The organism is Acidovorax sp. FG60, assembly GCF_057808995.1.
The window spans coordinates 246,049-270,245 of sequence record NZ_JBMDJC010000009.1; the positions used below are offsets into that span (position 1 = coordinate 246,049).

At 61.5% G+C, this 24,197-nt stretch carries 24 protein-coding genes and 1 tRNA gene; 12 read left to right on the top strand and 13 right to left on the bottom strand.

Features of this window, described 5'->3' with window-relative positions:
• Nucleotides 1–30: 30 nt before the first annotated feature.
• Nucleotides 31–1,245 (bottom strand): XRE family transcriptional regulator, encoded by a 1,215-nt coding sequence (locus ACODS0_RS15745; RefSeq protein ID WP_488835923.1) that lies wholly within the window; start codon nt 1,243–1,245, stop codon nt 31–33.
• Nucleotides 1,226–1,897 carry a hypothetical protein gene (locus ACODS0_RS15750; protein ID WP_488835924.1) on the bottom strand — a complete coding sequence of 224 codons (672 nt, stop codon included), beginning with the start codon at nt 1,895–1,897 and terminating at the stop codon, nt 1,226–1,228. The genes ACODS0_RS15745 and ACODS0_RS15750 overlap by 20 nt, the downstream gene beginning before the upstream one ends.
• A gap of 562 nt (nt 1,898–2,459) precedes the next feature.
• On the opposite strand from ACODS0_RS15750, the gene ACODS0_RS15755 reads away from it, so the two are divergent.
• Both ACODS0_RS15755 and ACODS0_RS15760 read left to right on the top strand, forming a co-directional pair.
• Complete coding sequence (locus tag ACODS0_RS15755; RefSeq protein ID WP_488835925.1) at nt 2,460–2,720, top strand: hypothetical protein; 261 nt, start codon at nt 2,460–2,462, stop codon at nt 2,718–2,720.
• A 126-nt stretch (nt 2,721–2,846) separates the two neighbouring features.
• On the top strand, nt 2,847–4,280 hold the full coding sequence (locus ACODS0_RS15760) for an AAA family ATPase (RefSeq protein WP_488835926.1): 1,434 nt from the start codon (nt 2,847–2,849) through the stop codon (nt 4,278–4,280).
• A gap of 456 nt (nt 4,281–4,736) precedes the next feature.
• On the opposite strand, the gene ACODS0_RS15765 is transcribed toward ACODS0_RS15760, so the two are convergent.
• Nucleotides 4,737–5,447 (bottom strand): MOSC domain-containing protein, encoded by a 711-nt coding sequence (locus tag ACODS0_RS15765; RefSeq protein WP_488835927.1) that lies wholly within the window; start codon nt 5,445–5,447, stop codon nt 4,737–4,739.
• Nucleotides 5,448–5,821: 374 nt separating this feature from the next.
• Between ACODS0_RS15765 and ACODS0_RS15770 the strand changes: the two genes are divergently transcribed.
• Nucleotides 5,822–6,943 (top strand): hypothetical protein, encoded by a 1,122-nt coding sequence (locus ACODS0_RS15770; protein ID WP_488835928.1) that lies wholly within the window; start codon nt 5,822–5,824, stop codon nt 6,941–6,943.
• A gap of 275 nt (nt 6,944–7,218) precedes the next feature.
• Here ACODS0_RS15770 and ACODS0_RS15775 read toward each other — a convergent pair whose 3' ends face one another.
• Complete coding sequence (locus tag ACODS0_RS15775; protein WP_063463050.1) at nt 7,219–7,452, bottom strand: helix-turn-helix domain-containing protein; 234 nt, start codon at nt 7,450–7,452, stop codon at nt 7,219–7,221.
• A 119-nt stretch (nt 7,453–7,571) separates the two neighbouring features.
• Here ACODS0_RS15775 and ACODS0_RS15780 point away from each other — a divergent pair, with 119 nt between their 5' ends.
• The 6 genes from ACODS0_RS15780 (at nt 7,572) to ACODS0_RS15805 (ending at nt 12,125) form a co-directional block, all read left to right on the top strand.
• Complete coding sequence (locus ACODS0_RS15780; protein WP_121943641.1) at nt 7,572–8,069, top strand: DUF1643 domain-containing protein; 498 nt, start codon at nt 7,572–7,574, stop codon at nt 8,067–8,069.
• A 328-nt stretch (nt 8,070–8,397) separates the two neighbouring features.
• Nucleotides 8,398–8,655 carry a hypothetical protein gene (locus ACODS0_RS15785; protein WP_488835929.1) on the top strand — a complete coding sequence of 86 codons (258 nt, stop codon included), beginning with the start codon at nt 8,398–8,400 and terminating at the stop codon, nt 8,653–8,655.
• Nucleotides 8,652–9,989, top strand: coding sequence for a tyrosine-type recombinase/integrase (locus ACODS0_RS15790; protein ID WP_488835930.1), 1,338 nt, complete (start codon nt 8,652–8,654; stop codon nt 9,987–9,989). The genes ACODS0_RS15785 and ACODS0_RS15790 overlap by 4 nt, the downstream gene beginning before the upstream one ends.
• A complete protein-coding gene (locus ACODS0_RS15795; protein ID WP_488835931.1) occupies nt 9,986–10,906 on the top strand; it encodes a hypothetical protein in 921 nt (306 codons plus the stop codon). Before ACODS0_RS15790 ends, ACODS0_RS15795 begins: the two co-directional genes overlap by 4 nt.
• Before the next feature lie 7 nt (nt 10,907–10,913).
• Nucleotides 10,914–11,321, top strand: a complete 408-nt coding sequence (locus ACODS0_RS15800) for a hypothetical protein (protein WP_488835932.1) — start codon at nt 10,914–10,916, stop codon at nt 11,319–11,321.
• Nucleotides 11,322–11,393: 72 nt separating this feature from the next.
• On the top strand, nt 11,394–12,125 hold the full coding sequence (locus ACODS0_RS15805; RefSeq protein ID WP_488835933.1) for a hypothetical protein: 732 nt from the start codon (nt 11,394–11,396) through the stop codon (nt 12,123–12,125).
• 149 nt (nt 12,126–12,274) lie between these two features.
• On the opposite strand, the gene ACODS0_RS15810 is transcribed toward ACODS0_RS15805, so the two are convergent.
• From ACODS0_RS15810 to ACODS0_RS15850, 9 genes are all read right to left on the bottom strand, one after another.
• Nucleotides 12,275–12,364 (bottom strand) — tRNA-Ser (locus ACODS0_RS15810).
• 18 nt (nt 12,365–12,382) lie between these two features.
• Nucleotides 12,383–13,063, bottom strand: coding sequence for an urease accessory protein UreG (gene ureG / locus ACODS0_RS15815; protein ID WP_488835934.1), 681 nt, complete (start codon nt 13,061–13,063; stop codon nt 12,383–12,385).
• Between the two features lie 50 nt (nt 13,064–13,113).
• Nucleotides 13,114–13,824 carry an urease accessory protein UreF gene (locus tag ACODS0_RS15820; RefSeq protein WP_488835935.1) on the bottom strand — a complete coding sequence of 237 codons (711 nt, stop codon included), beginning with the start codon at nt 13,822–13,824 and terminating at the stop codon, nt 13,114–13,116.
• Between the two features lie 11 nt (nt 13,825–13,835).
• Entirely contained in the window at nt 13,836–14,510 is a 675-nt protein-coding gene (ureE, locus tag ACODS0_RS15825) for an urease accessory protein UreE (RefSeq protein ID WP_488835936.1), read from the bottom strand.
• Nucleotides 14,511–14,580: 70 nt separating this feature from the next.
• Nucleotides 14,581–15,069 carry a GNAT family N-acetyltransferase gene (locus tag ACODS0_RS15830; protein WP_228898679.1) on the bottom strand — a complete coding sequence of 163 codons (489 nt, stop codon included), beginning with the start codon at nt 15,067–15,069 and terminating at the stop codon, nt 14,581–14,583.
• 12 nt (nt 15,070–15,081) lie between these two features.
• Nucleotides 15,082–16,800: an urease subunit alpha gene (gene ureC / locus ACODS0_RS15835; protein WP_487255643.1), complete on the bottom strand. Its 1,719-nt coding sequence runs from the start codon at nt 16,798–16,800 to the stop codon at nt 15,082–15,084.
• Nucleotides 16,801–16,890: 90 nt separating this feature from the next.
• A complete protein-coding gene (locus ACODS0_RS15840; protein ID WP_121507378.1) occupies nt 16,891–17,196 on the bottom strand; it encodes an urease subunit beta in 306 nt (101 codons plus the stop codon).
• 25 nt (nt 17,197–17,221) lie between these two features.
• Nucleotides 17,222–17,836, bottom strand: a complete 615-nt coding sequence (locus ACODS0_RS15845; protein ID WP_291518597.1) for a HupE/UreJ family protein — start codon at nt 17,834–17,836, stop codon at nt 17,222–17,224.
• Between the two features lie 41 nt (nt 17,837–17,877).
• Nucleotides 17,878–18,180, bottom strand: coding sequence for an urease subunit gamma (locus ACODS0_RS15850; protein ID WP_055399013.1), 303 nt, complete (start codon nt 18,178–18,180; stop codon nt 17,878–17,880).
• 224 nt (nt 18,181–18,404) lie between these two features.
• On the opposite strand from ACODS0_RS15850, the gene ACODS0_RS15855 reads away from it, so the two are divergent.
• From ACODS0_RS15855 to ACODS0_RS15865, 3 genes are all read left to right on the top strand, one after another.
• On the top strand, nt 18,405–22,016 hold the full coding sequence (locus tag ACODS0_RS15855) for a hybrid sensor histidine kinase/response regulator (protein WP_488835937.1): 3,612 nt from the start codon (nt 18,405–18,407) through the stop codon (nt 22,014–22,016).
• On the top strand, nt 22,016–23,086 hold the full coding sequence (locus ACODS0_RS15860) for a response regulator (protein WP_488835938.1): 1,071 nt from the start codon (nt 22,016–22,018) through the stop codon (nt 23,084–23,086). Before ACODS0_RS15855 ends, ACODS0_RS15860 begins: the two co-directional genes overlap by 1 nt.
• Nucleotides 23,087–23,175: 89 nt before the next feature.
• The gene (locus ACODS0_RS15865; protein WP_488835939.1) at nt 23,176–24,108 is read left to right on the top strand and encodes a DMT family transporter; all 933 of its coding nucleotides are present in this window, start codon (nt 23,176–23,178) and stop codon (nt 24,106–24,108) included.
• The last annotated feature ends 89 nt before the right edge of the window (nt 24,109–24,197 follow it).

Here is a 24,197-nt window from a genome sequence, read left to right on the forward strand (position 1 = left end):
GCGTCTCCTGTTCACTTGCCGTTGACCGAGTCACTTTCTGCGATTTATAAGTGACACCACGGTACCTAGCTGCAGGTCATTGACCTGGGGGCTTTGCTGGATTGGTGCTCTAGCGGACCGAAGCGTTGCGAAATCCACAACACCCGACGGATTGGCGAAATAGTTATCTCGCAATCTGCACAAGTGCTCAATATCTCTAGCAGATAGACCTAGATAGCGCGGGATGGCCTCAGTAGAAAGGATGCCTGCACTGACGAGAAGCTCTAGTGTTCTACGCAACAGTCGAGGTTCTTCCGGTTTCCACTGGTCATCATCGGGCTCTGACTTGGCCCCCCAGCGAGCAGATCGGCGCTTGAAGAGGACTAGCTTTTCCTCGTCGGTGAGCAGACCTAGCGCATGTAAGCGCATCATCATTGCTGCCACAGATGCCCCCCACCTTTTCTTTAGGGTGAGTAAGTTATCCAAGTTGGTCGGAACACGCACTTCATTGGCGAAGGTCTCGGCAGGAAGTAGCAACGCACCAGCAAACCGGTGCGCTTGTTTCTCCATCTGATTGTGCCGATCTCGGTCATCAGCCCTCGGTATGTGCCGATGCAGTATGAGATGTCCGATTTCATGCGCTAAGTCAAATCGGCTACGAAACCCATTGGCCTTGTCGGCAGAGAGAAAAATGATCGGACGTCCAAGTATTGCGCTCCAACTCGACAGTCCTTCGATTGCTGATATCTCGGTTTCTTCGCGCGCAATAATGATCCCAGCACCCTCCGCTGCTAGGGCTAAGTCCTGAATAGGGCCGGTCCCGAGCTGCCAAAGCGCACGACATTCTTCGGCTGCAGCCTCAATATCTGCATTGCCAATCTGCTCAGGCTCGCGGAAATCGCGCGCAGGCAAATTTACATCTGGGTAGTCCACATGGTCGCTCAGCAAGACTGCTGTTTCTTGCACCCATTCCGTGCGTGCTTCTAGTTTTGCCCGGGCCGCCTTGAGAGCGGCTGCGTTACTGCGAAACAGCGGCTTGGATACCGGCAGAAGCATTGGGCGTGTCAGCCATTCAGTTTGTACATTGAGTACAGACGCAATGCGCTCGAATGCACCTGCCTCAGGCGCCTGGGTGCCTTGGCACCATTTCGTGACAGTGGATGCAGCTACACCCACGAGACTCGCCAATTGCCCCTTTGTCAATTGGCGAGCGGCAAGAGCCTGCTCAAGGCGAGCAGGCTGAAGATCACGGATTCCCTTGGTCATTGTCGTTTTGCTTCTTGCGCTGCACTTTGAGTTTGGGCACAGCGTTGTCAGGTTGAACGTTGGCGCTAGTTTGATCGTAGAGTTTGAGGAAGTCAGCCATGGAACTGATATAGAGCCAAGACTTCATGTCAGTAGCTGGCAGCGCGACCATTACTTGAGTCAACTGAGCAAGGCCGTTGGCATCAACGCCATCCATCACACCAAGGATGAAAATTGTGCCTACAGCGACTTCACGGGGCTGTTGGGCAAACATGTCACCCTGGACATACTTTCTCTCGATGGTGCTGTTGAGCTCGGCAAGGCGGCTCCGAGTAGCACTACGGCGCAGGTTGACCCATTTGTGCCCCGGCACATTCAGGCGGGCAATATTAAAAATCCCTACCCGACCAACTACGAGTCGCGTGCCACACAACGGGGAGGGCGTTGCTCCATGAGCCTGCAAAGCCTCATAGAACGTCTCGTTGATGAAGAAATGCTTGCTCTGCCCTGCTGCCGACGCCCTGTGACCAGATTGGTACGTGGCGGAGTGCTGACGCCCTTGCTGGTCACCCGTTCGGTAGGCATCCTCGCATGCCATGAGCATGTCCTTGGGGACATTCTTCACAATAAGCTGTTCTAGCTCTTTCTTGCTTCCGGCAAAAGGGGCGCTCATCTGCGAACTCCTTGAGTGTTTCGTATGGTCGGAATTTACCATGATTAAGTTTCGCGTTGAGAGATTTTTTCATGGTTTTATTGAGGTCATCCCCTCCTCCTGCAGTGGGTGCTGGGCATCGTACTGCAGCGAGTCTGGCGCCTCTCCCCTTCAAGCTACCCCTCGGTTGTCCTTAGCGACCGTGCCGATGGCTCGGGAGGGAGCAAGCGGCAAGCGTACTTTCGCGATCTCCCCTCCGTCCGATGCGCGCAAGACTAGACAATCAACTCCGGATAAGTGCGAGCACACACTCACGCAATTGCATCGAATTTATGGATGAATAATTTCGGAAATCATGTATTAATTATAAAAATGATGTCAATTTATTTGAGCATGCATTCATATAAAAATAATGTATATAGTATCGCAAGTCATTGATTTGTATGCAAATTTTCTAATTTGCTGAAAATTTGAGCACGATTTTTGGTATTTTTTGGGGGTTTAGAGGGCTGCTATCAATTTTGATTTCGCACTTATACCTAGTCAGGGGCCCTTTGTCTCCTGGCATTAATAGGAGCAAATCATGATCTACGAAGATCAATTCACCCTCTCTCTGCTGACCGCGTGTGTCATGCAGCAAAACCAACTGCTGACGCAGCAGAACGCCATGCAGCGCGAACTGATGGATCGCGTGGACGCAGTGGGCGACCGGCTGTGGCGGATGGAACGTCGCACCGCTACTCAGTATGCAGATCAGGTCGGTGCGAACAAGCGAGTGGCGAAGAAGCGCCCGCTTGACCGTGTGCAATCCGCCGCTCGCAAGCGCTCGGGCAAGCAACCATGACTTAACGCGATGGGGCCCAGTCCCTCGCCATCCGCATGCCGCAGGCGCCCAGAAGGCAAGGCAATAGTACGCCTGACTCCCAACGTCCTGCGCATGCCCACCCCAATATTTGCTAGGAAACAAGCGATGCTGAACCATCACATCAACCCCTCGGGCAACCCCGGGACCGATCGCATCCAAGCTGCCGCGATCGAGTGGCAGCGCAATAAGCGCAAGGCGGAACTGGAGGCTGACAACCTGGCCACTAAGCGCCCGACTGTTCGCAGTGACAACAACTTCATGGCGAAACTGGTCGTCGCCCAGGCGACTGGGCGCCAAACCGAGCCAAGTCCCGTTGATAACGCACAGACCGAAGTCCCTTGCACGACGTCCAAACTGGACGCTGAACCACCGCCCACCTCCTCGACGGCGGCTAATGCAAACGCATCGGAGGAGGTGCTCGCGCCCCCTTTGTCGCTGCCCTTGCGTCAATTGCCCAAGCCCACCCTCTCGCTCCCGGCTGGAGTAACAGGGGGACTGCCCACGCATACTTCCCAGGACTTCCGTCACATGCCCCGCCATGTTTGGCTGGTGCGCGATGTGTTCCATGGTGGTGAGGTCGTCATCCTTTGGGGTGAGTCCCAGGCGGGCAAGACGGTGCTGCTGCTCGATATGGTGGCTGCTATCGCCAGTGGGGTGGACTGGGCAGGGCGTCCTGTGACCCGTACGAATGTGATCTATGTAGCACTGGAAGGGCAGATCGGGGTGCGCACACGTGTTCAGGCGCTGGAGCATGACCAGGGCGTCGGCCACCTGGATGGCATCCACTACGTTTTCAATCCCTGCAATGTCGCCAGCGAGAAGGACGTCAACGAATTGGCGCTAACGGCGCTAAAGCACGATGCCAAGTTCATCGTGATCGATACGCTGTCAGCGTCCATCGCCGGGATGGCGGAAGAGAACAGCAACACCGCCATGGCCGGGGTAATCGCTAACATGCAGCGCCTGACCCAGATGACCGGGGCGGCGGTGCTGCTCGTGCACCATTGCGGCAATGACCCTCGGCGGGGAGCGCGCGGCGCGTATGCGCTGCACGCGAATCCGGACGTGTCCATCGAAGTGGGCCGCTCGGGCGAAGATCGCTACTGGCGCTTGGATAAGGGCCGTGATGGTGAACCGGCAGGCGGGCGGTTCAAGATCGAGGGGATCAGTTTCCAGCCTGCGCATGAAGCGGAGCCCCTGAAATCCATCGTAGTGCGACATGTCGAGGATGCAGAGGCTCCGGCGGCCCTACCATCCCCCAAGACCAAGGCACAGGAGCGAGCCGATGAGGCACTGAAGGCAATCACCTTGCATCTGCGCGTGGCAGGCATCGGCGTCGATGGCGAACAGTCTCCCGGAGAGGCGACCCATGAGGCCATCGGCAAGGTTGTCGCGCAAGCATTCAAGGACAAGTGCGACAGCGGAGAAGAAGGCTATGGCAGCAACCACCGCGCAAAGAATGTGCGCGAAGCGATCCAGTCCCTGATCGATGCCAGACTCCTGATTCTGCATGAGGGTAAGGTGCGTCTGCCACACTGAGCCTAGCCCCCAACTCCCCACGCCCCCTCCCCTAAAGGGGGAGAGGGGGCGGGGGAGCGGGGGACTTGCAGGGGTGAAGTTGGACCGTCGGAAAGCTGGGTCTTGCAATCCCGGGAAGTCATCCAGACCGGAGCGAACGACTGGTCCCGACACCCTGACCGTCGGCGATAGGCCGTCTGGTTATCTCCTGGCCCGGAGGAGATCCAGGGAGCAGCGGGCAAATCGCAGGTCATGGGGCGTATCTCCTGCTGCCCTCTTGGCTCTATAGACAGCCCTCCCTGAGCAGCTCCGCCGGATTGCCTGTTTGCCCCCGTACCCTCCCCTAGGTGGGGGGAGGGGGATGGGGGGGCGGGTGATCGAGCCGGATGGTCTTACGGATGAGCAGGAGAGTCGCTACCGCAAGTTATCTAGGGCTTGCGCACAGTACAAAGAGCAGGCGACAGAAATGGTTTGATACTAAACGGAGGCGCTCCTCACCGATCCAACGGGAAGCCTGAACTCGACATGCTTGGCGGAAGATTGCTGTAGCGAAAACGCTGGTTGCTCGCTGTCGAAGTGATGCGCCATGTCAAATAGCTCAGCACCATTCCATTGAGGTCCGGGCAGTGCTTTTGTGGCACTGATGACCCGACTTGATACATCGATCGGTAGCCCGGATAGGATCCTGGGGAATGCGCGGCAATAGGCTATGGCTACGCCCGCCATTTCAGCGAGTTGCCTGTAGCTAATGTAATAGCCTGCAGGTATAGCGTGTGCAACGTTGAGCACCCGTACCCGCCAATCATTACTCATGACTGGCAGCACCCCCCGAACCAGCGAGACTTCATCGCCGACGCCAAAGGCTCCGCTGCGAAGCACGCGGGCCAGCACGCCTCGGTGTCTACCTATGGTTTTGACGGTGCCTGGATGCCGGCGTTCCAACAGGCTACAGGGCTCACAATCGAAGGTCACCCATAGAACCACCTGTGAGCCAATACGAAGAAGGTCCCCTGAACGAACAGATGTGGTCGAGAAATCGACGCGTAAATTCTCGCGCAAAGTGGCTTCGGGCAGCCTAAATCGATCGTAAGCAGCATCCCCTGCGATCAGCAGTTGTCGTGGCGAATGCGGGCATGCGTGTCGGTCACTAACGATTCCGTAGTTGGCCACCGCATCGACTTTCAGCAATCGTCTCGGCTCCGGCTCTTTTGGGGCTCGGATATAAGCCGCTTTTACAGAACCAACGGGCTGCCAACTTGAAGCACCGCTAGGCTGTTGGTTTATTGTTCTGTGGGAGGAGCTGAGCAGCAAGCCTTGATTCATGTATCTAGAGGACGGATTCGGCAGGTCCAGATGGCGTTATCCTGGATGGAGCCTACAGCATACTCACTAGGCGCGTGGAGAGGCTACGGTCAAGTAACGCAACCTCCACGGATGCGGTATGCCACTATGTCAAGCTTGATGGGGCGGCTAGGACGCGGCGGGCAGGATAATCGCACCTACTTCGAACACAACAAGTGGCACAGCAGTTTTCGTTGTGACCGCCTCTAGGAGGGCGAGGGATGGAAATCGAACGGAGGGTCGGCGCAGCTGGCCGGATCGAACTCTGGGGCTACGAGTGGGATCTCACAGAGAAGCCTGCAAAGAAAACTGCTCACAGGTTCTTGGGTTATGAGAAACCGGTGCAAGGGCAAGCTGCGGTCATGCGAGAGGCCATCTGCTGGTCATATGGCCGGACGTTGGGCAACATCGCGATGTCGAGCGAGGATCTGCTGGGCCTATTCCCAGGAAAGGAGGGCGACGATGCGCAGTTAGATTGCGACATCGTCGATGCGGGCAAGATGCGCAACGGAGCAGCCCGCTGGTGGTGCCGCACCCACCAGCGTCACTGGGGAACAAATGGGGACATCGCTGGCGCAAAAGCGAGCGGTAAGGTGCAGTGCGCGAATCACGATCAACCAATGTCGTATGTGGTCGACCCGGAGCATATCGACATCCAGGATTTCGCGGAGGTAGGGATCTGGTGCTCGATGCCGCCAGCTTTGAGTCACCAGGGGCCATCGAAGCCTCGGCGGCCCAAGATTCACGTCCACGTCCGCAAGAAGCCGGGTGAGGCGAAGGTAGTGGATAGCGACTTCAAAGCGCTATCGCTTCACTACAACTCAACCGACAATCTATTCGGCAACCATGAGATTACCCGAGTTCATCTCACGCCGCCTTCGGCTTTGGAGTTCGTGCTCGCGCTCGAAAGCGGCAAGGTGATGGGCTGCATAAACTGCCGCGACTGTGGCTATCCACACTTGGACCTGGGCGACTTCGCCCGCAAACCCCACACAAAGCACCTCTGTGGCAACTGCGGACGGGACAACACTCGAAGTAAGGAGCCGATTGCATCCACCCCACTCAAGCCATTGCACGACCAGTTCAGCAAGGCCAACAACTACGTGGACGTCATCAAGGAGATCAACTTGGACGACTACCAGGGGTTGCCTTACCAGGTCTGGGCATCTACCCCGGCAGTCCTCTGGACGGCAGATCGCCCACAGGAGCGTGGTATCCATGTGCACGTCTACAAAGACGGTCAATACTTGGTCGACGATACCTTCGGCATAGTGCGCTATCAGGGCAAGGTCCTCGAACGCGCTCAGCTATTGGAAGCTATGGTGGCGAGCACGATCAACTAGTCCGTTGCACATATGAGCCCTTAGCGACGGACGACAGCTCTAGCCAATTCGTGACTATTCCTTCCCGCCCTTTTGCCCCTGTGAACGGCTATGCGGGCAGAACGGGTAGAGCCTGGGATGCTTCCTCCCGGATTTCGGGACTGCCGGGCGGGACGCCGGCAAGGCAGTAGACGAAGGTCAGCTCTATCGAACTGGGAGACTCCTGATACTACCTCTCCGCTCCCCGGCTGACTCATCGATCAGCAGACAAATCCCACATGGGCGGAAGCGCGAAGCTACCGCCGCCCAAGAGCCCCAGCAATCAACTCCGGAAGCGGCACCTCCAGCGCCTCAGCCACGCGCAGCAACACAGTCAATGTAGGCTGATTGCGCGCCAGTTCCAACTTGGCGATGTACGTCCGGTTGATACCCGCGCGATGGGCCAATTCCTCCTGAGACAAGCGCAACGCAGCACGCCGCGAGCGAAGCTCGTCGGCGAACGCTGCGATCAATGCCTCGTCCCTGGTCATGGGCAGGGACTGTCCGTTGCCTGACGACTCTATGCACCCGCATATGTGGTACAAAATAATCTGATGCCTGCGCCGGAGAGAGCTGGGCAGACGCTACGAATGCATGCCTGAAAGTTCCCATGTACGACATCTACCACTCCGACCAAAACGACCAATGGCGCTACACGCTGGGCCGCTCCGGTGCCCGTCCGCTGCTGATCATCGGCCTCAATCCAAGCACCGCCACCCAAGAGAAGCTCGACCCCACCGTGACCCGCGTGGAGAAGGTCGCCCAGCAATGCGGATTCGATGGATTCGTAATGCTCAATCTCTACCCAGAACGGGCCACCGATCCCAAAGACCTGCCACCCAAGGCTGATTCCGTGGCCTACGAGCGCAATCTGGAAGCCATCGAGAAGACCGTCGCGCAATACCCCACGCCAACCATATGGGCGGCCTGGGGTACGTCTGTAGTGAACCGGCCCTATCTCCTCCGGGCGCGTGATGCATTGCATGAACGGCTGGCGCAGTACCAGCCCCAATGGCGCAGATTCGGTGAGCTGACGGTCAATGGCCATCCTAGGCATCCTCTGTACCTGGACTACAGCTGGACGCTCGAACCCTACGAATTGGCCTGAACAGATGGCGGGTAGGTCTACCCGCTGCTCTCCCCTCCATGCTCCCCATCGACGGGGAGTCTCCGTGTCTCGCGCGGCAAGAAAACGCGTCCTCTGTCTCGTCCCTGAAGACAGCGTGCGCGCTCCAGACACCCCCTCTCGCACCTGAAAAAAGCTATTGAAAATCAATGACATAGGAGTCATTGATATGAAATTGATAGCAACGAACTCAATAAAATTGGGGAGAGGAGAGCATCGCCTTGCCCCATGCGGGTTACGGGACGATGAAATCGAAATTTCCCGCGAGTCCTCCAATTTCTCCAGAGTGGCGGTCAAGGAGGAAACTCGATTGACTGGACCGAACCCACCTGCGCCATTGCAGGTCGTCTATCTCCACCAGCGCGACGCCGGGATGATCGCCCGCTACCGCACCTGGGCCAATTGGCTCGCAGATGGCCGCACTCGCGCCGTCGAGAGTGAGCTGATCGCCATGGATGGGGGTGACCCTGCCCAGGCCCTGACTCATGCCTCGGTGTGCGAGTGGCAGGTACTGATCTATGAGCCCCCTGGCTATCCTCGCCCTGCGTCAGCGGAGGTGCAGCCATGATGCCCCGCGAACCCCGCAAAGAGCTGGGCGCGGCCCAAGTCGCAGCCCTCTGGCGCCGTGGCACTAACCATGTCGGCGGCGTGCGTGGCCTGATCCTCAACGTCACGATGTACGGCTCGCGCAGCTGGGTGCTGCGCTATCAGGTGGCAGGCAAACGGCGCGATCTGGGCCTGGGCTCGTATCCGTCCGTCACGTTGGCGGATGCACGGGAGGCGGCTCGGTCAGCCCGTGCCAAATTGGCACAGGGCATCGACCCCATCGAGGATGCGCGCAGAGCGCGTGCCCGTCTGGTCGCGGAAATCCACACCAGCATGACATTCGGTGAAGCGGCCAAGCGCTACATCGCCTCGCATGAGAAGGGCTGGAAGAACGCCAAACACGCGCAGCAGTGGCAGCGGTCACTGGACATGTACGCCACCCCTGTGCTGGGCAAGATGCCTGTGCGGGACATATCGCTCTCGATGGTGCTCAAGGTGCTGGAGCCGATCTGGTCCAGCAAGACGGAGACGGCCACCCGCCTGCGCGGTCGCATCGAGTCCATCATCGACTGGGCCATTGCGCGGGGCTACCGCACCGACTCCAATCCTGCGCGCTGGAAGGGGCTGCTGGACAAGCTGTTGCCTGCTCCGGGCAAGGTGACGAAGACGATGCATTTTCAGGCGCTGCCCTATGCGCAGTTGCCAGTATTCATGGAGCAACTGGTGGGGCAGGAGGGGATGGGTGCCAAGGCCCTGCTATTCCTGATCCTGACGGCTGCTCGATCCGGAGAAGTTCGGGGTGCCACCTGGGAGGAAATCGATCTGGCTGGGCGGGTGTGGACGATCCCTGCCGAACGCATGAAGGCCAGTAAGGCCCATCGGGTGCCGCTGTCGGATGCGGCCATTGCACTCCTGCAAGAAATGAAAGCACTCGCACTCGCAGCGGGACGCACTACCGGCAAAGCCTATGTATTCCCTAGTCCTAACAGCCGTGATCCTGAACTGGGTAGCCCGCTCTCAGACATGACGCTCACAGCGGTGCTGCGCCGTCTGAAGCTGGAGGCGGTGCCCCATGGGTTTCGTTCCACCTTCCGCGACTGGTGCGCGGAGCAAACCGACTACCCCAACGAGGTCGCGGAAATGGCACTGGCCCATGCGGTGGGCAACAAGGTGGAGGCAGCGTACCGGCGTGGTGACCTCCTTGCTAAACGGCAGCAGCTCATGCAGGACTGGGCGGACTACGCCCTCGGTCGCCGCGCAGGAAATATGACTGTCGGTCATAGCTCTGAACCACTCGCATCAACACGGGCCAACACAGCCGATCAACACAACTACACAGAGGGAGCAATGCAATGAAGAACTATCTCGCCACCAACTGGAAATCTCTCACTGGGTGGTCATCAATCACATGGGCACAGGGCCGCGTCGGCAAGGCGAAGGTGATCCTGGCGTGGTATGGGCTCGCGGTGGCGGTCATGGCCCCTGTCGCACTACTCATGCCGGGCGTGCAGCTGGAGTTGCGCTCTGACATAACAAAGCCTGCCCTGCTGTGTCATCAGCAGCAATCATTCGATGAAATCTTTGGTGCCACGGACGTGACCAACCAAGCCCTGCTGGAGAAATTTCGCCACAGACCGGAGGTGCTGACGCGCATCGTCACCAGCGACAGCTACATGCAACGCAGTAACTGGGTCTTCCAGCAAGAACTGATGCGCAAGATCGCACGCGGGCAATGCCGTGAGGTGACGCATGGTGATCCCGTGACAGCGGACTGGATGGAATGGCAATCATCGAAGGATGCCGATCACCTCAAACCCAAGCGCATGCTGGTCACCTACCAAGGGAAGACATACTGGGCATATGCCGGGCAATGGCAGAAGGTCACGGGCAACGCTGTGGCAGCAGAGAATCGCGCGCCACTCATGATCTCTCGCAAGTCACCAGACGGGAATGGTCGCTCGCCGCCGCCAGTGGTGGACGAAACCCAGGCCCAGACCAGCATCAAACGGCGTCCTGTCCCGCCATTCGCTCGCAACAAATCCTATGAACAGGTACGGGTGGTGCTCATGCGTGATGGCTGGCAGCCTGTGACCTCCAAAGATGCAGATCAATGTATGGAGGGTGACACCCGATGTGAGGGCCGTCCGGAAATGCAGACCTGTAGCGGATCAGGGCTGGCTATGTGCAGATTCCGCTGGCAACGTGATGGGCAACAACTGACCATATGTACCGCTGGCGAGGAGCAGGCCATGTTCCACAGCATCTGCGAATGAGGACACCATGACCATCACAAACATAGCGAGAAGCTACCTACTCGTGCCGCTCTGCATGATCGCAATGGCCTGGATGGGGGAGGCCATGGCAGGCACCTCGGAGTGCTACGCGATCAAGGATGCGGACAGGCGGGCGTACTGTCTGGCGCAGGTCAAGCGGGACCATGGGTACTGCTACCGCATCAAGGATGGTGACAACCGCAATCAGTGTCTAGCGGAAATCAAGGGATCAAGGGATCGCTGCTACGCCATCAAAGACCAGGACAACCGCAAGGCGTGTCTGGCTCGGGCGCGCGATAGTCTTGACCTGAGACGTAATGCCAAGCGGAGTCGGCTCGACCTAGCGATGTGGCCCCCCAGCAACTTGACGGCGCAAGACTGGTCAAGCGACAATATTTGTGGATCTATCGTCTAATTTGGTAAGACACCCGCACTCCTGCGCGGATCCCGGTTCGATTCCGGGTAGATAAAGAGCATTTCGATCCAAGTGCTCTTTATCTACCGAGGGCGAGAATTGCAAGAACATCAACGACTTGAAGTATTCCGGGCCCAGACGGCGAACGTGCGCGAACTTCAGCGTACATGGAAACACATAAATCGCCAGCTAAATGGACTGCTGCTAGCAAAAAATGAAGCGGCTGTTCAAATCAATACCAAGCTCTTGGCACTCGTATATTGTGCTCTCGCAGAAGCCAGTTTCTCAAAACTGATTCATACTCCAAAAGCCCTCACACTGGACGAAATTGAGCAAGTAAAGCGATCCAACCGCGCTGACGGTGTCAAAGCCGGGTGGATTAAATGCGTTGAGCTCGGATTGCGTAGCGTCGAAGGTGGTAAGAGTAATCACGTGCCGAATGTCAAGAAACGGCTAAATGATTTAATTCAAGAATACATCTTTGACCCAAGCCTGCTGCGAAACAAGCTCGCGCACGGTCAGTGGTGCGTCGCTCTGAACCGCGAAAACGATGCTGAAAACGCTGCGATGACGAGCGAAATCGCGAACCTAGACATAGTAGAACTCTACCGAAGAGAAGCAGCATTGCTGCGACTCGCAGCCATCGTGGAAGACATCCTAGAGTCTCCAAATCGTGCACACCATCGAGACTACTGGACCCACCTCGACAAATTCGAGCAAGACCAGAAAGAAATGAGCAAATGGACGGTTGCGGGTAAGTTGGAGCAACTCAAGAAAAAGGCAGCACACGCTGCCAATCGTTGAGCAGATCCACCATAGATACGTCGGCACTATTCTCACGTCAGTAGAGAGTTGCAAGGCCACCGGGGGGCTAGGAATGCCAACTCAAGCGATAGATAAAACGCTGGGTAGAAATGCAAAACGGGCCGCTCGGGCCCGTTTGTCATGAATCCTGGAAAGGGACTGTGAGATTCGAACTCACGGACGGTTGCCCGTCGGCAGTTTTCAAGACTGCTGGTTTAAACCACTCACCCAAGTCTCCGGGAGGGAAGGCGCGAATTCTAGCCGACTGCGGGTGCTGATTTTTTCAGCATGCCCCGGGTCTCGATGAACTTCACCACATCGGCCACGCCTGCCAGGGTTTTGAGATTGGTCATCACAAACGGCTTGAGGCCCTGGGCGTTGGTGCGCATGCGGGTGGTGTCGGCGTGCATCACGTCCAGGTTGGCGCCCACGTGGGGGGCCAAGTCGGTCTTGTTGATGATGAACAGATCGCTCTTGGTGATGCCGGGGCCGCCCTTGCGGGGGATTTTTTCGCCAGCGGCCACGTCGATCACGTAGATGGTGAGGTCCGAGAGCTCAGGGCTGAAGGTGGCGGCCAGGTTGTCCCCGCCACTTTCCACAAACACGATGTCGGCGTTGGGGAACTCGCCCAACATGCGGTCGATGGCTTCGAGGTTGATGGAGCAGTCTTCGCGGATGGCGGTGTGGGGGCAGCCGCCGGTTTCCACACCCAGGATGCGTTCGGCGGGCAGGGCACCGCTCACAGTCAGCAGGCGCTGGTCTTCCTTGGTGTAGATGTCGTTGGTGATGGCGATGAGGTCGTAGTCATCGCGCATGGTCTTGCACAGCATTTCCAGCAGCGTGGTCTTGCCGGAGCCCACGGGGCCGCCGATGCCGACGCGCAGGGGCGGCAGGTTTTTGGTGCGGTTCGGGATGTGGTGGTGCAGTGTGTTGGTCATGGCGTTATTTACTATCAAATCAATAGCTGCTAGCGTAGGATTCGAAAGCGCTAGGAGCGAAAAAGTCTTGAATATTGCACTTCGTGCTGGGCGCTCAGGATGGCCAGCATCGGCGAGAAGGCCTGGCGCTCGCTATCCATCAGGCCTATGGCGTGGTCGGCGGCGGCAGGTATGGCATCGGCCAGTTTTGCGAGGATGCGCTGGCCTGCGCTTTGGCCCAGCTGCATGGATTTGAGGGCGGCCTGCACCATGTTTTCGGCCCAGCCGAAGGCGTAGGCCAGCAGCACATCGCGCACGGGCGCCTGGGTGGTGGATGCGGCCAGCGCAAACGCCACAGGGTAGGTGGGGGGCAGGGCGGCCAGGTGGCGGATGGCGGGCAACACCTGTTCATCGCCCAGGTTCTGGTTGCGCAGCCAGTCGGCCATGGAGCGGCCCATTTGCTCGGTCTGCAGCCGCAGCTCGCTGGTTTCGCGGGTGTGCAGCACCCAGTTGTTGAGTTCGCGCACGTGGTCCCAGTCGGTGCGGCGCCAGGCGCCCACGGCCTTGGCGATCAGGGCCATGTCGCCGCGTGCCTGGGTGATGTGCAACTGGTCCAGCAGCCAGTCGCCCACGGCGGTTTCGTTGGCGAGGCCCGCGTTTTCAATGGCGCTTTCCAGCCCTTCGGAGTACGAGAACCCGCCCACGGGCAACGCGGGGGAGGCCAGCCACATCAGCTGCAGGAAGCTGGCGGCGGGCAGGGGCGCGGGGCGGTCCAGGCGCATGGAGCGGGGAGTCAGTGGTCGTGGTTGCAGTGGGGGCCGTGCACATGCCCCTGGGCCACCACGGGGATGGACACGGTGCGCCCGGGGCCTGGGGCTGCGGTGCTTGCTGCTGCGTGGCTGTGATCATGGCTGTGATCGTGATCGTGATCACGATCGTGCCCATGGTCATGTCCGTGATCATGCCCACCATGGTGGTGGTGCCCGCCATGGTGGTGGTGCCCGCCACCGTGTCCCGCCGCATAGGCCCCGCCTTCGGGTTCAAAGGGCAAGTTCTGCTCAGTCACGATCAGGTGCATCGCGCGCAGCATGTCGGCCAGCACGTGGTCGGGTTCGATCTTGAGGTGGTCGGGCTGCAGCTCGATGGGCACGTGCCGGTTGCCCAGGTGGTAGGCGGCGCGGGTCAGGTCGAAGGGGGTGCCGTGCTGTGTGCTGTGCGTGATGACCAGCACGGGCTGCGGTGCGGCGATGACGCGGACCATGGAGCCGTCTTCGGCCACCAGCACGTCACCGCCGCGCACCAGCGTGCCGCGCGGCAGGAAGATGCCCAGTTCGCGCCCGGCGGAGTCGGTGGCGGCAAAGCGGCTTTTCTGGCGCACGTCCCAGTCCAGCTCGATGGTGGTGGCGCGCTTGACCAGTATGGGCGCAAGGCCCTTGCCTTGGGGGATGAGTTTGGAGGCTTGGATCATGGAGATTCTTTGTTGCAGCGGGCAAACGTGCATTGTGTGCCAGGGGCTCAACCCTGGGCAGCGCGTTTGTTTACAGCGTACGGGTCATGAAGAAGCTGTAAGGGTCGAGGCAGTAGCCGGCAAAAGGGCCGCATTCGACGAAGCCGTTCTGCAGGTAGAGCTGCCGCGCGGGTTCGAAGAACGGTTGCGTGCCGGTCTCCAGGCTCACGCGGGCAAAGCCGCGTGCACGGGCCTCTTGCAGCAAATGGTTCAGGAGCTGGCGCGCAATGCCCCGGCCGCGATGGCGGGTGCTGGTGCGCATGGATTTGAGTTCAGCGTGGCCGGCATCGAGCCGCTTGAGCGCGCCCGTGCCCACCAGCATGTCGCCATCCACTCCGGTCAGCCAGGCAGACCAGAACGCGATGTTCGGCTGACGCAGCTGGTCCATGTCCAGCGCGTGCACGCTTTCAGGCGGTGAAACGGCACGCATGTCCACCAGGTGCTCTTGCATGAAGGCTTCAATGCGCGGGTCGCTCAGGTCGTCCAGGCGGATCATCAGGTCTTGCAATACGGCGCTCATGGGACGTGGGCCTCAGAACAAAAAGTAGCGCTGCGCCATGGGCAGTACGGTGGCGGGCTCGCAAGTGAGCAGCTGCCCATCTGCGCGTACCGAATAAGTCTGCGCGTCGATTTCCATCTTGGGCGTGTAGCTGTTGTGCACCATGTGCTGCTTGCGCACGCTGCGGATGTTGCGCACCGCGCTCAGCGTTTTGCGCAGGCCGAAGCGCTCACCGATGCCCGCCGCCAAACCCGCCTGCGAGACAAAGGTGAGGGAGGTCTTGGCAATCGCTCCGCCAAACGCGCCAAACATCGGCCGGTAGTGCACGGGCTGGGGCGTGGGGATGGAGGCGTTCGGGTCACCCATCGCCGCCATGGCGATCAGGCCGCCCTTCAGGATCAGCGCGGGCTTCACGCCGAAGAATGCGGGCTTCCAGATGACGATGTCGGCCCATTTGCCCACTTCGAGCGAACCCACTTCATGGCTGATGCCGTGGGCGATGGCGGGGTTGATGGTGTACTTGGCCACGTAGCGCTTGATGCGCGTGTTGTCGTTGCGGGCGCTGTCGCCTTGCAGGCTGCCGCGCTGCACCTTCATCTTGTGCGCGGTTTGCCAGGTGCGCAGGATGACTTCGCCCACGCGGCCCATGGCCTGGCTGTCGCTGGACATCATGCTGATGGCGCCCAGGTCGTGCAGGATGTCTTCTGCGGCAATCGTCTCCTTGCGGATGCGGCTTTCGGCAAAGGCCAGGTCTTCGGCAATGCTGGCATCGAGGTGGTGGCACACCATGAGCATGTCCACATGCTCGTCGAGCGTGTTGTGCGTGTACGGCATGGTGGGGTTGGTGGAGCTGGGCAGGAAGTTGTCCTCGCCCACTACGCGCAGGATGTCCGGTGCGTGTCCTCCCCCCGCGCCTTCGGTGTGGAAGGCGCAGATGCCGCGCCCACCCACGGCGGCAATGGTGTTCTCCACAAAGCCCGATTCGTTGAGCGTGTCGCTGTGGATGGCCACCTGCGTGTCGGTTTCTTCGGCCACGTCCAGGCAGTTGCTGATGGCCGACGGCGTGGTGCCCCAGTCTTCGTGCAGCTTGAGGCCGATGGCGCCTGCGTTGATCTGCTCATGCAGGGCATCGGGCAGGCTGGCGTTGCCTTTGCCGAGAAAGCCCAGGTTCATCGGGAAAGCGTCGGCCGCCTGCAGCATGCGCTCCATGTTGAAGGGGCCTGAGGTGCAGGTGGTGGCTAGCGTGCCCGTGGCGGGGCCGGTGCCGCCGCCTAGCATGGTGGTCACGCCGCTGGCCAGGGCTTCCTCGATCTGCTGCGGGCAGATGAAGTGGATGTGGCTGTCGATGCCGCCTGCGGTGACGATGTTGCCCTCGCAGCTGATGACCTCGGTGCCGGGGCCGATGATGATGTCCACGCCGGGCTGCGTGTCGGGGTTGCCGGCTTTGCCGATGGATGCGATGCGGCCTGCGCGCAAGCCGATGTCGGCCTTGAAGATGCCGGTGTGGTCCACCACGAGGGCATTGGTCAGCACCGTGTCCACCGCCCCCTGGGCGTTGCTGCGCTGGCTTTGTGCCATGCCGTCGCGGATGGTCTTGCCGCCGCCAAACTTCACCTCTTCGCCATAGCTGCCTGCGCGCAGCGTGTGATCGGCCTCGACTTCGAGGATGAGTTCCGTATCGGCCAGGCGCACGCGGTCGCCCACCGTGGGGCCAAACATTTCGGCGTAGGCGCGTCGTCCAATGGTTGCCATGGGTGTGCTCCGCGAGAAACTGATTACTATGTTTTTAATAGCTTCCAGCGCTTATCCATAAAGCGCTAGAGGCTGTTTTGACCTGAATTTTTACAGTGCGCCCTGTACCAGGCCCTGAAAGCCGTACACGCGGCAATCGCCCGCGTAGTCCACCAGCTCTACGGTGCGCTCCTGGCCGGGCTCAAAACGCACGGCCGTGCCGGATGCAATGTTCAGCCGCATGCCGCGTGCGGCGGCACGGTCAAAACCCAGGGCGTTGTTGGTCTCGGCAAAGTGGTAGTGCGAGCCCACCTGGATCGGGCGGTCGCCGGTGTTGCGTACCACCAGCGTGAGGGTGCGGCGGCCGGTGTTGAGCGGGTGTTCACCGGGTTCGGTGAAGAGTTCGCCTGGGATCATTGCGTGCTCCTGGTGGGTCAACGGGTCAGGCCATTTGCGCGAGCAGCGCACCACCGAACACTGCCACGCCCGCACCTGCGGCGCGCGCCAGCCACACATGGCGGTGGCGCAGTGCCCAGCCCGCCGCGAGGCCCGTGCCATGCAGCAGCACGGTGGCGGTCAGCATGCCCGCCAATGTTTGCCAGGCGCTGTCGCTGCCTGCCAGCTCGTAGCCGTGGGCCACGCCGTGGAAGACAGCGAACACGCCCACACCTAGCGCCGCCACCAGTCCGGGCACGCGCTGGCGCGACACGACCAGCAGGCCTGTGACCAGCAGCGACGCAGCAATCATCGGCTCCACAGCAGGCAGCGCCACGCCCTGCAGGCCCAGCACGGCGCCCACCAGCAGCATGGCCGCAAAGCCCACGGGGCCCCATAGCAGTTCGCGCCCGGCGCTGCGCGCGGCCAGGGCGCTCCACAGGCCCACGGCCACCATGGTGGCCAGGTGGTCCAGGCCGAACAGGGGGTGGGCAAGGCCGCTGAAGAAACTGTTGTGGATGTGGGATTCAGCGCCTGTATGGGCGTTGGCGCACGTGCTGATTGCGCTGGCAGCTATGAAAAGGAGAGCGGCTGTGTGGCGGTGTGAGAGTGCGATGCGCATGGGGGCTCCACAGAGAGAACGAGGGACAGAGAGAAAGGGGGTCAGACGATCGGTTGATGGACGGTGACCAGCTTGGTGCCGTCGGGGAAGGTGGCCTCGACCTGGATGTCAGGAATCATCTCGGCGATGCCGTCCATCACGTCCGCGCGGGTGAGCACGGTGCGGCCCTCGCTCATCAATTGCGCCACGGTCTTGCCGTCGCGCGCGCCTTCCATCACGGCGGCGCTGATCAGGGCCATGGCCTCGGGGTAGTTGAGCTTCAGGCCCCGGGCCTTGCGGCGCTCGGCCAGCAGGGCGGCGGTGAAGATCAGCAACTTGTCTTTCTCACGAGGGGTCAGTTCCATGTCGTTCTGCTCAATGTAAGGAGGGGTGGGCTCGTGTGGCGGGTTGTCCAGGCCGGACACACGGGGCAATCGTCATCGATGGCCGTGCGGTCCGAAGGGCAGCGGATTCATCATAGGCAGCAAGCCCCGTGCCCGCCATACGCCAGAGGGCGCAGGGGTGGTGCCCACCCGCGGCGGCCGTGGCATGGAAACTGCACTTGCAGGGCTTGTCGCAACCCCTGTCCATGCCTCCCTCCACCGCCTCTCTTGTCCCGCCCGACGTGGCCTCGGCGCCCGCATTGGGGCCGGATGCCGACGCGCAAGCGCCGCAGCAGGTCGTCAAGGTGCGCCGCGACTACAACAGCTGGGTCGCCACCGAGACCATGGAGGACTACGCACTGCGCTACACCCCCCAGCGCTTTCGCAAATGGTCTGAATGGCGCGTGGCCAACACAGCGTTCGGGGCTGCGTCTTTCCTGATCCTGGAAGCCGTGGGCGCCACGCTGCTGGTGCAGTACGGCTTCATCAATGCCTTCTGGGCCATCGTGGCCACGGGGCTCATCATCTTCCTGGCGGGGCTGCCCATCAGCGTGTATGCGGCGCGCTATGGGGTGGACATGGACCTGCTCACGCGCGGCGCGGGGTTTGGCTACATCGGCTCCACGCTCACCTCGCTGATCTACGCGAGCTTCACCTTCATCTTCTTCGCGCTGGAGGCCGCCGTGATGGCCTACGCGCTGGAGCTGGCGCTCGACATCCCGCCCACCTGGGGTTACCTCATCTGCGCCATTGTGGTGATTCCGCTGGTCACGCATGGCGTGTCGGCTATCAGCCGCCTGCAGGTGTGGACACAGCCGCTGTGGCTGGTGATGCTGGTGGTGCCGTTTGTGTATGTGATCGTGCGCGATCCTGGTGCGTTTTCCGGCATCGTGCACTACGGTGGTGAATCAATGCGGGGCGCCACATTTCAGTTGCCCTTATTTGGTGCGGCGCTCACGGTCGGTATTGCGCTCATTACCCAGATGGGGGAGCAGGCCGACTACCTGCGCTTCATGCCCGCCAGCACACCCGCCACGCGTGGACGCTGGTGGCTCGGGGTGTTGGTAGGTGGGCCGGGCTGGGTGGTGCTGGGCGTGCTCAAGATGCTGGGCGGCGCGCTGCTGGCTTATCTGGCGCTCACGCACATGGTGCCTGCCGAGCGTGCGGTGGACCCCAACCAGATGTACCTGGCCGCGTATGAATACGTGTTCCCCCACTACGGCTGGGCGGTGGCGGCCACGGCGTTGTTTGTGGTGGTCTCGCAGCTCAAGATCAATGTGACCAACGCCTACGCAGGCTCGCTGGCGTGGTCGAACTTCTTCTCGCGCCTTACCCACAGCCACCCGGGGCGCGTGGTGTGGGTGGTGTTCAACACCCTCATCGCCTTCATGCTGATGGAGATGAACGTGTTCCGCGCCATGGGCGAGGTGCTGGGGCTGTACTCCAACATCGCCATCGCCTGGATCATGTCGGTGGTGGCCGACCTCGTCATCAACAAGCCGCTGGGCCTGTCGCCCAAGGGCATCGAGTTCAAGCGCGCGCACCTGTACGACATCAACCCGGTGGGCGTGGGCTCGATGGCGCTCGCGTCGATCCTGTCCATCAGCGCGCACCTGGGCCTGTTCGGACCGCTGCCGCAGGCGTTCTCGGCGGTGATTGCGATGGCGGTGGCCTTTGTCACCGCACCGCTCATTGCCTGGGCCACTGGAGGGCGCTACTACATTGCGCGCCAGCCCGATCCCACTGCGGTGACCGATGTGGTGGCGGTGCCCATGCACGGTCCGGTCAGCGGCAAACAAGGTGCTGACCTGGGCAGCTATGTGCGCTACACCGTGCAGCGCTGCGTGATCTGCGAGCGCGAGTACGAAGCCCCGGACATGGCCCAGTGCCCTGCTTACCGGGGGGCTATCTGCTCGCTGTGCTGCACGCTCGATGCGCGCTGCGGCGACCTGTGCAAACCCCACGCGAGCATGGCGGTGCAGTGGTCGGCCGCGCTGCGCTGGGTGCTGCCGCGCGCCATGTGGCGCTACCTGGACACGGGCCTGGGTCACTTCCTGCTGCTGATGCTGGTGATAGCGCCGCTGCTGGCCTCGGTGATGGGGCTGCTGTACCACCAGGAGCTCAACACCATCGCCCAGGCGGCCACTGACACCGAGGTGATGGCGGCACCCGAAGTGGCGCTGCGCTCGGGCCTGCTCAAGGCCTATCTTGCACTGCTGGTCATTTCGGGCATCGTGGCCTGGTGGCTGGTGCTGGCGCACAAAAGCCGCCAGGTGGCTCAGGAGGAATCCAACCGCCAGACCGGCCTTCTGGTGCGCGAGATCGAGCTACACCGCCAGACCGACGAGGCCCTGCAGACCGCGCGCAGCGTGGCCGAGCAGGCGCGCCAGGTGGCCGAAGAAGCCAAGCGCGCTGCCGACCAGGCCAACCACGCCAAAAGCCGCTACATCAGCGCCATCAGCCACGAGATCCGCACGCCGCTCAACTCCATCCTGGGCTACGCGCAGCTGATGGGCGAGGACGCGGGCGTGCCCCCGCACCGCAAGCAGGCGGTACATGTGATCCGCCGGGGGGGCGAGCACCTGCTCTCGCTCATCGAGGGCACGCTCGACATCGCGCGCATCGAATCCGGCAAGCTCACGCTGGACGTGACGCCCATGCGTTTTGCCGATGGCCTGCATGAGATGGCCAGCCTGTTTGAACTGCAGGCCGCGGCCAAGGGCCTGGCCTTCCAGTTTGATGTGCTGGGCGTGATTCCGGAAGTGGTGCGTGCCGACGAAAAGCGCCTGCGCCAGATCCTCATCAACCTGCTGGGCAACGCCGTCAAGTTCACCGCGCACGGCACCGTCACGCTGCGCGTGCGCTATGCACGCGAAATGGCGCGCATCGAGGTGCAGGACACCGGACCAGGCCTCACGTCCGAGGAGATCGAGCGCATCTTCGAGCCCTTTGCGCGCGGCGGCTCGGGCGGTGGCAACACCGCGGCCGCGCCGGGCGCAGGCCTGGGCCTGACCATTGCCAAGATGCTCACCGCGCTCATGGGCGGCGAGCTGACGGTGAGCAGCACCCCAGGCGTGGGCTCGGTGTTCCACGTCAAGCTGTTCCTGCCCGAGGTGCATGGGGATGCGCTGGGCAAGGCGGCGGCGCCTGTGGCTGTGCAAGCCCAGCGCGCGCGCAGAGGGTATGCCGGCGAGCGCCGCCGCATCCTGGTCGTGGACAACGAAGAGCCCGACCGCGAGCTGCTGGTGCAACTGCTCGAACCCCTGGGCTTTGAGCTGCGCCAGGCGGCCAGCGGCCATGATGCGCTGGATCTGCTGGCCACCGGCTACCGGCCGCACGCCATCTTCATGGACCTGGCCATGCCGGGCATCGACGGGTGGGAGACTTTGCGGCGCGTGCGGCAGATGCGGTTGCCGAACGTGCATTGCGCCATTGTTTCCGCCAATGCGTTTGACAAGGCGCTGGACAACGACGTGGAGATCCGCCCCGAAGACTTCATCGTCAAGCCCGTGCGCCACAGCGAGCTGCTCGATTGGCTGGAGCGCCGTTTGGGGTTGCAGTGGCAATACGGCGAAGCCAATACGACCCCCGCCTTGCCTGCGGCAGCGGATGCGCCCCTCACATACCCCGACACCACCGCCCTTGCCGCCTTGGCCCAGGCGGTGTCTTTGGGCTACTACCGTGGCATCCTCAACACGCTGGACGACATTGAACGCAGCCAGCCCGCGCACAGCGCTTTTGTGGGCACCATGCGGCAGCTGGCCAAGCAGTTCCAGTTCGATGCCATGGGCCAGATCCTGGAGCAGGCACCCTCGTGATGACCACCGCCAACCCATCTTCCTTGCACGCGTCTGCAGCGCCCGGTGCAGCGCTGGACCGCACCGACAGCGACGTGGTGCTGATCGTGGACGACGTGCCCGACAACCTGGCCGTGCTGCACGACGCGCTGGATGAATCGGGCTACACCGTGCTGGTCGCCACGCATGGCGAGGCGGCCTTGCAGCGTGCCGCGCAGGCCCTGCCCGACATTGTGCTGCTCGACGCCATGATGCCCGGCATGGACGGTTTTGAAGTGGCGCGGCGCCTGAAGGCATCGCCCGCCACGGCGCACATCCCCATCATCTTCATGACCGGCCTGACCGAGACCGAGCACCTCGTGGCCGCGCTGGAGGCGGGTGGCGTGGACTACGTCACCAAGCCCATCAAGCCCCGCGAGGTGATGGCGCGCATGGGCGTGCACCTGGGCGCAGCCCGTAAGGCCCGGCAGGACGCCCGCCAGGCCCGCGAGGCGCGCAACGCGCTCGATGCGTTTGGCTACGCCAGCATCACCGTGCGTGCGTCGGACGGCCGCATCGTCTGGCAAACCCCGCTGGCGCGCGAGCTGCTGCAAAGTTACTTTGGCGAAGTGGGCCCGGACGGCGCGCCCACCGCCTTTGGCCAATGGGCGCCCGAGCCCGTGCAGGCCTGGCTGCGCCGCCATGTTCTGGCCGACAACGCCGCCGAGCTGCTGGCCGCTTCGCTGGCCGAACCCCCGCGCCTGGCCGTGGAGCAGGGCGCGCGCCGCCTCACCTTCCGGCTGCACCAGCAGGCGGGCGACAGTGCAGGCGGCGGCGATTGGCTCATCGTGATGCGCGAGGTGTCCGACGCGAAGATCATCGAATCCATGAGCCTATCGTTCAAACTCACCGCGCGCGAGGCCGAGGTGCTGTACTGGGTCGTCAAGGGCAAGATCAATCGCGACATCGGCGACATTCTGGGTGCCAGCCCCGCCACGGTCAAAAAACACCTGGAGCGCGTGTTTGCCAAGCTGGGGGTGGAGACGCGCACGGCAGCGGCAGGCATGGCCATGAACCGCATTCGGCAGCTGCATCCGCAGTTTGAGGGATAGGCAACCGTTGGTTCGGCCCGTCGCATGGGTCTTCGCGCTGAAGAGGGCGCAGGACAGCAGCACCCATTGAGTTTGCTACCCTCGTGCCCATGCCCGCATCCTCCTCTGCCGCCACACGCGGTGCCTTTTGGCGCAGTCTCTATCAGCGCCCCGCACTTCTCCTCATCGTCACCACCCTCATCTGGGGCAGCAATGCGGTGGCGGCGCGTTTGGCTGTGGGGAACGTCTCTCCCATGATGCTGACCACGGCCCGCTGGAGCATTGCCTGCATTGCGCTGTGGTTTGTCGCACGCCAGCAGGTGGTGCAGCACCTGCCCGCATTGCGGGGGCGCTGGACGTATCTGGCGCTCATGGGTGTGAGCGGCTTTACCGCGTTCAATGCGCTGTTCTACGCCGCCGCCCACCACACCACCGCCGTCAACCTGGCGCTGATTCAGGGGATGATTCCGGTGCTGGTGTTGCTGGCCGGGGTGTTGTTCTTGCGGCTGCGGGTTACCGCATTGCAGATGCTGGGGGTGGTCATCACGCTCGCTGGTGTGGCCATCGTCGCCTCGCGCGGCACCTGGGCGGTGGTGGCGGCGCTTGACTTCAACATTGGCGACCTGTGGATTTTGCTGGCCTGTGTGCTGTACGCCGGCTACACGCTGGGGCTGCGGTCCCGCCCTGTGGTGCCGCCCCTGGTTTTCTTCTCGGCGGTGGCGGGCGTCGCGGCGCTGGCTTCGTTGCCGCTGCTGGCGGCCGAAGTGGCAACCGGACATTTTTTCTGGCCCACGGTGCAGGGCTGGCTCATCCTGCTGTATGTGGGTCTGCTGCCGTCGTTCGTCTCGCAGATCCTGTTTATCCGCGCGGTGGAGCTGATCGGCCCGGCGCGTGCCAGCGTGTTCCTCAACCTCAACCCCGTGTTTGGGCCTGCCTTGGCTGTGTGGGTGCTGAGTGAGCCCGTGGGTGCCTATCACGCGGTGGCGCTGGCGATGGTGCTTGGCGGCATCTGGATCGCAGAGCGGTTGGGTCCGCGGCGCTGACGAAGGCGGTGCTCAAAATTGGGTCTTTTTAGCCTCCCGCGCTTATAGATAAAGCGCTGGCAGCTATCAATTTCGATTTTCGATGTGGC